This is a genomic window from Streptomyces phaeochromogenes, from assembly GCF_001418655.1.
Classification (GTDB): domain Bacteria; phylum Actinomycetota; class Actinomycetes; order Streptomycetales; family Streptomycetaceae; genus Streptomyces; species Streptomyces phaeochromogenes.
In genome coordinates, this window is record NZ_LIQZ01000528.1 from 1 (window position 1) to 10,003 (window position 10,003).

Genomic DNA, 10,003 nt, shown 5'->3' on the forward strand with positions numbered 1-10,003 from the left:
CTCCCGCCCCGATCCCCGCGACGGCGCTGGACGTACTGACCGACCGGGAACGCGAAGTGCTCGCCCTGGTCGCGGGCGGACTGTTCAACGAGGACATCGCCGCCCGGCTGTACGTGTCCCCGCTCACCGCGAAGACCCATGTCAACCGGGCCATGACGAAACTCGGCGTCCGCAGTCGGGCCCAGTTGGTCATCCTCGCCTACGAGAGCGGACTGGTCCGCCCGGGCGACGCTCCCCCGAGTTGACACGTCGGTGCGCATGACTCTGGGCGCTCGGCCCGCTCAGTACGGATAAGACAAGGGTGACCGGTGGCGATCATGGCGGACTGGGCTATTCGGCAGGCGTCGGTGTCGGACGTCGAGGCTGTGGCCGAGTTGCGTGCGACGGTGCTTCGGACGGATCTGGAACGGCTCGGACGGTACGACGCGCATCGGGTACGGCAGCGGTTGCGAGACGGCTTTGACCCGGCTCACACATGGGTGATCGAGGTGAGCGGTGTGTTCGCCGGCTGCGTGGCGCTGCGACCGGCCGACGACTCTCACTGGCTCGAGCACTTCTACCTGACCCCGGCGCTTCAGGGCAGCGGTATTGGTTCGAGCGTGCTGCGCGAACTGCTGGATCGGTGTGATCGCAGCGATGTCCTCGTCCGGCTGAACCTGCTGCAAGGCAGTCCCGCCCGACGGCTGTACGAACGACACGGGTTCACCGTCGAGTTCGAGGATCCGGTGGACGTGTTCATGGTGCGCAGGCTCCCTCGATGAGCAGCAGTGCGGGTTCCCGACGGAGAGGTCGAACCGCGTGGGTAGGCCGACTGTCGAGTTGGAGGGCTCGCGCCAAAGGGGGACACCACGATGATTCAGAGTAGAGGGATGTCTGAATCGTCTTTGCCGGGTGGCTTCGTCAATCACGTCGTACGGGTCGGTGCCACGGTGCGCCGCCCCGCGTCGGCCAGGACAGAGTTCGTGGCCGAACTGCTGAGGTTCCTTGAGGTCCGTGGCTGGTCAGGTGCACCGCGGTACCTGGGCCTCGATGAGGAGGGGCGTGAGGTCCTCACCTACCTTGACGGGCACGTGGCCTGGGAACAGGAGCAGCCGTCAGCTGTCGGCACCGAGGAGAGTTTGTTGCTGGTCACCCGGCTCGTGCGGGAGTTCCATGATCTGACGGCAGGCACCGAACTGGCCGGGTCGCAGGAGGTCGTCTGTCACAACGATCTCTCGCCTAAGAACACGGTCTACCGATCAGTCGGCGGTGCCTTGCGCCCGGTGGCGTTCATCGACTGGGACCTGGCGGCTCCGGGCGCACGTATTCACGATGTCGCCCATGTGTGCTGGCAGTACATCGGTCTCGGTCCAGGGGTGTGGAACATCGACGAAAGCGCGCGGCGGTTGCGGTTGGTCGCCGACACCTACGAGTTGGCCGATCGGGATGACCTCGTCCCGGCCATCTTGTGGTGGCAGGACAGGTGCTGGCGCGGCATCGAGGCTGCGGCGCAGAAGGGAGACCGAGCGATGATCGGCCTTCGAGACGCTGGCGCAGTCATGGAGGTCCAGGCTGCCTGGCAGTGGGTCCTGGACCACCGGGGCGTCCTGGCTCGCGCACTGCGATGACGTACTTGTCCTGGTGACGGGCATCGTCCCTGCCGACGACGTGGTGGAGCCGGGCCCGGACGCGGTCCGAAGTCACTGGTCACTGGTACTGCGGTACTAGCCGGCTCCGCCGGATTCCGTTCCGCGGTACGGGATGATCGCCCGATACCGCTCCTAGGTTGAGATCGCGGGTCAGTCAGGCCCAGCTCACCCAATGATCTCTTCTCCTGGTGGGAGTAATCAGTGGCCACCTTCCTCTATCGGCTCGGCCGGCTGGCGTTCCGGCGACGACGCGTCGTCGTGATGCTGTGGGTCGCCGTCCTGGCCGCCATCGGCATCGGCGCCATGAGTGCGCCCGGCACATCCTCCGGGGCCCTGAGTGTTCCGGGCACGCAATCGCAGAAGGCGATCGACCTGCTGCAGAAGGAGTTCCCGCAGGCCTCCGCCGACGGCGCCACCGCGCGTGTGGTGTTCGAGGCATCCAGTGGGCAGAAGCTCACCTCCGCCGCCAACAAGGCCGAGGTCGAGTCCCTGGTGGCGAAGTTGGAGAAGTCGCCGCAGGTGTCGGGCGTCTCCGATCCCTTCAGCAGCGGCCTGGTCAGCAAGTCCGGCTCCATCGCCTACGCCCAGGTGTCCTACAAGGTCGCCGAGGCCGACGTCAGCGGCGCGGCCCACGCCGTCCAGACCGACGTCGTCGCCCAGGGCGAGAAGGCGGGCCTGAAGGTGAGCCTGGGCGGCAACGCCGTCAAGGACAAGGCGGCGAGCAAGGCGGCCGAACTGATCGGCGTCGGGGTCGCCGCCGTTGTTCTGGTGATCACCTTCGGCTCGATGATCGCGGCCGGCCTGCCCCTGCTCACCGCGATCCTCGGGGTGGCCGCGGCCGTCCTGTCGGTCACGCTCGCCACGCATTTCTTCGACCTGGCCTCGTCCTCCACGACCCTGGCACTGATGCTGGGCCTGGCCGTCGCCATCGACTACGCCCTGTTCATCGTCTCCCGCTACCGCAACGAGATCCGCGACGGCCACGAACCAGAGGAAGCCTGCGGACGTGCCGTGGGCACGGCCGGGTCCGCGGTCGTCTTCGCCGGTCTGACCGTGATCGTCGCGCTGAGCGGCCTGAGCGTCATCGGCATCGCCATGCTCACCTCCATGGGCCTGGCCTCCGCCTTCGCCGTGGCCGTGGCCGTGGTCATCGCGCTGACCCTGCTGCCCGCCATGCTCGGCTTCGCCGGTATGCGGATCATGAAGGGCAAGATGCTGACCCGCCGTATGAAGGCGCTGGAGCGCGGCGAGGGCGAGTCGATGGGCGTGCGCTGGGCGAGGTTCGTCACCCGCAACCCGGTCAAGGTGCTCGCCGTCTCGGTGGCCGGCCTGGCCCTGGTGGCCATCCCCACGATGTCCCTGAAGATGGCCCTGAACGACGACTCGGGAAAGCCTCCCGGCAGCACCCAGCGCATCGCCTACGACACCCTCAGCAAGGGCTTCGGGCCGGGCTTCAACGGACCGCTCACCGTGGTCGTCGACGCCCGGGACAGCGACAGTCCCAAGGTCGCCGCCCAGGACGCGTACACCATGCTGAGCAAGCTGGACGATGTTGCCGCCGTCCGTCCTCCCTCCTTCAACGAGGCGGGCGACGTGGCCCTGATCGGCGCCGTTCCCAAGAGCGCCGCCACCAGTGAGGCCACCAAGGACCTCGTGGGCGAGATCCGCGGCCACGGCGGCGCCCTGCACCAGGACACCGGCGCCGACCTGATGGTCACCGGCCTGACCGCCGTCAACATAGACGTCAGCACCAAGCTCTCCGACGCCCTCGTCCCCTACCTGGCCATCGTCGTGGGCCTGGCCCTGGTCCTGCTCCTGCTGGTCTTTCGGTCGATCGTGATCCCGCTCAAAGCCGCCCTGGGCTTCCTGCTCAGTGTGGTCTCGACCCTCGGTGTCCTGGTCGCGGTCTTCCAGTGGGGCTGGCTCAAGGATCTCTTCGGCGTCGACCAGACCGGCCCCATCGTCAGCCTGCTGCCCATCGTGCTGATCGGCGTGGTGTTCGGACTCGCGATGGACTACGAGGTCTTCCTCGTCTCCCGGATGCGGGAGGAGTACGTCCATGGTGCCGAACCCACGCAGGCCGTCGTGGAGGGTTTCCGGCACAGCGGCCGGGTGGTCACCGCAGCCGCGGTCATCATGGTCTCCGTCTTCTCCGGATTCCTCCTCGACGACGAGGCTCTGATCAAGTCCATCGGCCTGGGACTCGCCACCGCCGTGTTCTTCGATGCCTTCGTCGTCCGGATGACCATCGTCCCCGCGGTGATGGCCCTGCTCGGCCACCGCTCCTGGACCCTGCCGAAGTGGCTGGACCGGGTCCTGCCGAACGTGGACGTCGAGGGCGAGAAACTGCGCCACACGCTCGAAGCCGAGCAGACGGACTCCGCTCCTGAACCCGTACTCGCCGGTGTCGCCGCCGGGATCCACGCGGGCTCGGACGGCCACGGCGCCGCCCACTCCTTCACCGGCGTCCACACTTCTGGCGCCCCGGACACACCGGTGCCTGCCCAGCGGGCCCCGAGGAAGGCACGCGGACTGTCCAGGTTCAAGCAGCGCCTCGCTCGGGGCGGTGAGGCCACATCCCCTGCCGACTCGACGGAGTCGGAGGCACCGGCGCGCAGGAAGCTGCTGAAGAACCCGATGCGCAGGAGTTGACGAGAGCGAGCCGTAGCCCCGGCTTCCGCACCGGCTCCTGACGTGGCGGCCGACTCTCGTCGGCCGTCTCCCCTGCCCCGCCCGTCGGCCCGATCCCCCGGGGCCGGCGGGCGGCCTGACATCGCGAAGGGCCTGTCCAATGACTGCACCGAGTGCGCCTGTTCCCGCCCCACGCCCGGACGAGCGCCAGTTCCTTCAGGCCCTGGCGAGCGATCCCGAGCAGCGGGTGATCGTCTCGGTCGTCTCCCGGCTCGCCTCGTGGCGGCGGGCCGACCGGGCCCGTCCCTGGGTCCGGCGGTGGGGGGTCCCGGTGTTCTGCTTCGCGGTCGGCAGCGACGCGTACACCAATCCCCACAACGTCGGCGACCCCCAGCTGCCGATCATCCTCGCCTTCTGCATCCCGCTGCTGTGGCGGGAACGACGCCCCATGCTGGTCTTCGCCCTCACCACGGCCGTTTCCGTCGTGTCTCTTCCTCTGGGCGTGCTGACCGGCGCCGAATTCGCCCGGGTGGTCGCCCTCTTCAATGTCGGCCGTCACTGCACCCCACGCCAACTGGCGGTCGCCACCGGCGTCACTCTCGTGCAACTCGTCGCATGGGCCTACTTCTTCTGGCGCGGCCAGCAGCTGGAGTACGTCACACGTCCGGAGCCCGTGACGTTGATGGTGATGGTCGCCGTAGTGGCGTTCGCGGCACTGGGCCTGCTCCTGCGGCTGGCCTACGCCTACATCGACGCCCTGAAGAAGCAACGCGACCAACAGGCCCGTCTTGCCATCGCGCAGGAACGCGCCCGCGTCTCCCGCGAGATGCACGACATCCTCGGCCACACCCTCGCCGTCATCGTCGGCCTCGCCGACGGCGCCGCCGGCCTCACCGAGACCAAGCCCGAACGCGGCGCCCAGACGCTGCGCATCATCGGCGCCACCGGCCGCGACGCCCTGGCCGAACTGCGCCGCCTGCTCACCGTCATCGGCGACGACCGCGAAGGTCAGGGCCGGTCGCACGACGTCCCGCTCGATCCGCAGCCCGGCCTCGCCGACCTCGACGCCCTGCTCGACAGGGTCCGCGCAGCCGGCCCCTCCGTCGCCCTGTACGCGCACGGCGACCTCGTCGGCCTGGCCCCTGGGCTCCAGCTGTCCGCCTACCGCATCATCCAGGAGGCCCTGACCAACACCCTCAAGTACGCCGCCTCCGAGACCTCGGTTCACGTCTCTGTCGCCGCCGACCCCGGCGTCGTACGCATCACCGTGGAGGACACCGGCCCGCCCCGCTCCCGCGCACGCCGTGGCGGGACGGCCGGCGGCCGGGGCCTGGTCGGTATGCGCGAGCGCGCCACCCTCTACCGGGGTGAGGTCACCGCCGGACCCAACCGTCAGGGCGGCTGGACCGTCCACGCCCTCCTCATCCCCAACGCGCCTGCCAACTCCAAGGAGAAACGCCCCGTTTGACACTGTCCTCACGGCCGAACGCCAAGCCCTGTCGCGGCTCGGCGTTTCGGCATGGCCGCCAGGGCCCAGCCCGGCCTCACCGCCGTTGCGAGGCCGCGGACGTCGGCGCTTCAGTTCACACACCCCGAACGCCACCCCGACACCGCCCTGACAGACGTCCTCATGCCCGGCATGGACGGAACGAGACCACCCGGCATGTCGTCGAGTCCGGTGGGGTTCCCCGGGGTTGATGCGACCAGATGCGCACTGCACCGGTACGTCTGCGGCACGCTGCGGACCGGAGCCGGGGGATTCCCGTTCGCGGGCGCCTGCCCGGACGAACTCGTGGCGGGGATCAGGGCGGTCACCGGCGGCAAGGCCGCGGTGGCACCCGCCGTGCCGCGCTGCGCCGCACCGCCTGCTGGAAACCCGCACCGCGTGGATCACCTCGCGCGAGGTCGACTCCGAACCACGTCCGACCGGCCTGACCAGCTTGACCGGCGCGAGTGCGATGTCCTGTGCCGACGCCGGTGCCGATGCCGACGCCCGGCCTGGATCGACGTGCGACCCACGACACGGGACCGGCCCGGCCGGCCCCTGACCGCACCTGCGCCCAGAGTCGACGCGCCTTCCTACCGCGGTACTACTCGGCACCGCCGTATTCGGTCCCGCGGTGCCGATGACATGCGCGTTTTCCCGCCTAGTTTGACGGCAGGGTCGCACAAGACCTCGTCCCCGCCGTGATCCGGGCAAGCCTTCCACCTCCCCCAGCCGGCCCTGCCGGTCCCGCTCCGGGCACCGCCGCCCATCACACACAGCCGCGTGCGCCGCGGTGCCCGCCCAGCAGTTGGTCATCCGTGACGACGACAGGAGAAACCCATGGGACCGTATGCACGCGCAGGTCTGGCCGGGATCGTGAGCTGCGGCGTTCTGTTCACCACAGTCCTCATCGGGCGGCCGGACGGCACCGGCAACGACGACAACGCCAAGGACGAGCAACCGCAGCCGGGGCCCTACGTCGCTCTCGGCGACTCCTACACCTCCGGCCCGAAGATCCCCCGACAGTCCGGGACACCGGCCGGCTGCGACCGCTCCGACCACAACTATCCGGCGGTGTTGGCACGCCAACTCGGCGTCACGGCTGCCGACTTCCGTGATGTCAGCTGCAGTGGTGCCACCATCACCGACCTCACCGCGCCGCAGAAGACGTCCAACGGCACCAACCCCGCCCAGCTTTCGGCCCTCTCGACGCGGACGCGGCTGGTCACCCTCGGCATCGGCGGCAACGACATCGGCTTCGGCTCGACGGTCACGAAATGCGTCACGATGGGCGCGATGTACCGTGCGATCGACAGCGACCGCCTCTTCTCCGACGATGCGCCCTGCAAGAAGCAGTACGCCGACAGCGGCACCGACGAAGTGGCACAGAAGATCCAGACGGCCGGCCGAAAGCTCTCCGCGGCACTGGCCGAGATCGAACGGCGTGCGCCGAAGGCCCGGGTCTACGTCGTCGGCTATCCGGCGATCCTGCCCGCCGAAGGCAAGGGCTGCGGCAGGGAACTGCCCCTCGCGCCCGGCGACGCGACCTACCTGCACGACAAGGGGAAGCAACTCAACACCATGCTGCGTGGGCAGAGCGAGGCCGCCGGAGCGACGTACGTCGACACCTACTCCCCGTCCGTCGGTCACGACGCCTGCTCCGCGGAGAAGACCCGCTGGATAGAGCCCCTCCAGCCCAGCAGCCCGGCCGCCGCCGTCCACCCGAACGCGCACGGCGAGAAGGGCATGGCCGACGCCGTGCTCCGTGCGATCGGCGCCTGAACGCCCGTAGGAGACAGGAGCGTTCAGCCTCCGAAGGCCTGCCTGTCCGGCCTCCCCCACCCCACCGCGCTCGTCGCCGGCATCGCTGCCCAAAGGAAGAACCCCGGCACCATGCCCACCGTTCTCATCGTCAACGACCATGAGCTGCAGCGCCTCGGCTACCGCCTCCTGCTGGATTCCGAGCCAGACCTGAGCCCGGTCGGCGCGACGGCCGACGGTGCCGAAGCCGTCCGTATGGCCAACGCGCTCCGCCCGGACGTCGTCCTCATGCACATCCTCGAACCCACCACGGACTCGATCGACACCGTCCGCCGCATCGCGCGCGACAGCCGGCTCCACTCTCACGTTCTGGTGCTTGCGCCTGTCGGACTCGACGCATACGCCTGGGCCGTGCTTCGGGCAGGTGCGGACGCACTGCTTCCGGAAGACACCACCCCGCACGAGCTGACCGCTGCCATCCGCGTGGTTGCGGCCGGAGGCGCCGTCATCCCGCCGAACCTCACCCGTCGGCTCATCGACATCGTCCGACGACGGTCACCCGCCTCCACGCCCCTTCCGGCGCAACGGCTCGGCACACTCACCGAACGTGAACGCCAGGTGCTTGGCGCCCTGGCTTCCGGCTGGAGCACCACCGAGATCGCCGAGCACCTGTCCATCGCCCCGACCACCGTCAAGTCCTACACCTGCCGCATCCTCGCCAAGATCGGCGCCCGCAGTCGCGTCCAGGCCGTTGCCTTCGCCTACGAGTCGGGCCTGGCCGCACCGCACACCACTCGCTCGTCGCAGCCATGAGAAGGGCGAACTCTGGTACCCCGGTACTAGTCGGCGCCTCGGCATTCCCTCCCGCGGTGCCGTGGCATCGGTCGTTTCCGCTTCTAGGTTGAAGCCCGGGACAGAGCAGGCCCGTCCAGCAATGACGTCCTTACCCGGCGGGAGCAACTTCGTGGCCACCGTTCTGCACCGACCGGAGCCGGTCGGCGTGTCACCCACCACCACTGGAAGTGCTGCCTTCTCCCAAGGTCCGGTGTCCGGCTCCCACGGCGTGGGTGGGGGCGGGGGCGGTGACCAGGTCAGGACGACCGCCGATCCCGAACCGTTGTCCGCCGTACGATCGCGAAAGAGCGGTCGGCCCCGGTCGGCGTTCTCCCCCCAGTCGCCGCCCGTCCGTCCATTCCCCCCGGTGCAGGCGAGCGGCTCGCCTGCACCGCGAAGGGCACAGACCTTGACCCCCACGACCCCACAGGATTCCCGGCCCGGTCGACACCTCTCCGGTCGGCCCGAGTTGCCCGATGCCCTGACGACCGCTGATGAGCAGCGTGTGATCGTGTCCATCATCGCCCGGTTGTCCTCCTGGCGGTGGGCGGACCGGACCCACCCCTGGGTCCGGCGGTGGGGCGTGCCACTGTGCTGCGTCGCCCTGGGCCTGCCTTCCGTACTCGGCTCCGCCGGCGAATCCGGCGTCGCCGAAGAGCTGGCCCTCACCCTCGCACTGACCGTTCCGCTGCTGTGGCGGGAGCACAGGCCCATGCTCGTCTTCGCGCTCACCACTGCCACCGCTGTACTGACGGCCTACACAGGGGCCCTCGACAGTGCCAATGCCGGCGCCGACCTCGCACGCCTCGTAGCCCTGTTCAACGTGGGCCGCTTCGCCACCCCCGGCCGGCTGCTCATCGCCCTGGCCGTCTCCCTGACACAGCTCGTGGCCTGGGCCGTCGGGCTCTGGGGCGACAATCAACCGGAGTTCGCCGCACGCCCGGAAATCCTCATTCTGCTGGGGACGGTGACGGTGACGGCCGTCGTCGGCCTCGGCCTCGCCACCCGCCTGGTGAACGTCGTCATCGCCGCCCTGCAGAAGGAGAAGGACCAGCGGGCCCGCCTCGCCGTCGCCCAGGAACGCGCCCGCGTCTCCAAGGAGATGCACGACATCCTCGGCCACACCCTCGCCGTCATGGTCGGCCTCGCCGACGGCGCCGCCGGCCTGACCGAGAAAGAGCCCAAGCGCGGTGCCGAGACCCTGCGGACCATCGCCGAGAGCGGCCGCGGCGCCCTCACGGAACTGCGTCAGCTCCTCGCCGTCATCGGCGACGACAACGACCGGCCGCACGATGCCCTGCACGCCCCGCAACCCGGCCTCGTCGACCTCGACCCGCTGATCGAACGCGTCCGCGCCGCCGGTCCCAGCGTCACCCTCGGCACCGACGGCGACGTCACCACGCTGGCCCCCGGCCTTCAGCTCGCCGTCTACCGCATCGTCCAGGAAGCTCTCACCAACACCCTCAAGTACGCCGCCGCCGACACCTCCAGCAGCGTCCGGGTGACCGTCGCGCACGGCACGGTCCACGTCGACGTCGAGGACACCGGCCCCCGCCGCTCTCCCCACGCCCGGAGACGGAGCACCGGAAACGGCCGCGGCCTGATCGGCATGCGTGAACGCGCGGCCATCTACCAGGGCCAGGTCACCGCCGGACCCAACCGT

8 protein-coding genes are annotated in these 10,003 nt (G+C 69.5%); all 8 read left to right on the plus strand.

Features of this window, described 5'->3' with window-relative positions; translation table 11 throughout:
• Positions 1-245: helix-turn-helix domain-containing protein (locus AOK17_RS44880; protein ID WP_169802005.1), on the plus strand; the 245-nt coding region annotated here is incomplete at its 5' end.
• Between the two features lie 72 nt (positions 246-317).
• On the plus strand, positions 318-761 hold the full coding sequence (locus AOK17_RS44885; RefSeq protein WP_055618427.1) for a GNAT family N-acetyltransferase: 444 nt from the start codon (positions 318-320) through the stop codon (positions 759-761).
• Between the two features lie 201 nt (positions 762-962).
• Positions 963-1,607 carry a phosphotransferase gene (locus AOK17_RS44890; RefSeq protein WP_245697789.1) on the plus strand — a complete coding sequence of 215 codons (645 nt, stop codon included), beginning with the start codon at positions 963-965 and terminating at the stop codon, positions 1,605-1,607.
• Positions 1,608-1,829: 222 nt separating this feature from the next.
• Positions 1,830-4,280, plus strand: a complete 2,451-nt coding sequence (locus tag AOK17_RS44895) for an MMPL family transporter (protein WP_055618422.1) — start codon at positions 1,830-1,832, stop codon at positions 4,278-4,280.
• 139 nt (positions 4,281-4,419) lie between these two features.
• Positions 4,420-5,727, plus strand: a complete 1,308-nt coding sequence (locus AOK17_RS44900) for a sensor histidine kinase (RefSeq protein WP_055618423.1) — start codon at positions 4,420-4,422, stop codon at positions 5,725-5,727.
• Between the two features lie 858 nt (positions 5,728-6,585).
• Complete coding sequence (locus AOK17_RS44905) at positions 6,586-7,527, plus strand: SGNH/GDSL hydrolase family protein (RefSeq protein WP_055618424.1); 942 nt, start codon at positions 6,586-6,588, stop codon at positions 7,525-7,527.
• 111 nt (positions 7,528-7,638) lie between these two features.
• Positions 7,639-8,319, plus strand: coding sequence for a LuxR C-terminal-related transcriptional regulator (locus AOK17_RS44910; RefSeq protein WP_055618425.1), 681 nt, complete (start codon positions 7,639-7,641; stop codon positions 8,317-8,319).
• A 532-nt stretch (positions 8,320-8,851) separates the two neighbouring features.
• On the plus strand, positions 8,852-10,003 hold a 1,152-nt coding region (locus tag AOK17_RS53715; RefSeq protein WP_281198685.1), incomplete at its 3' end, for a sensor histidine kinase.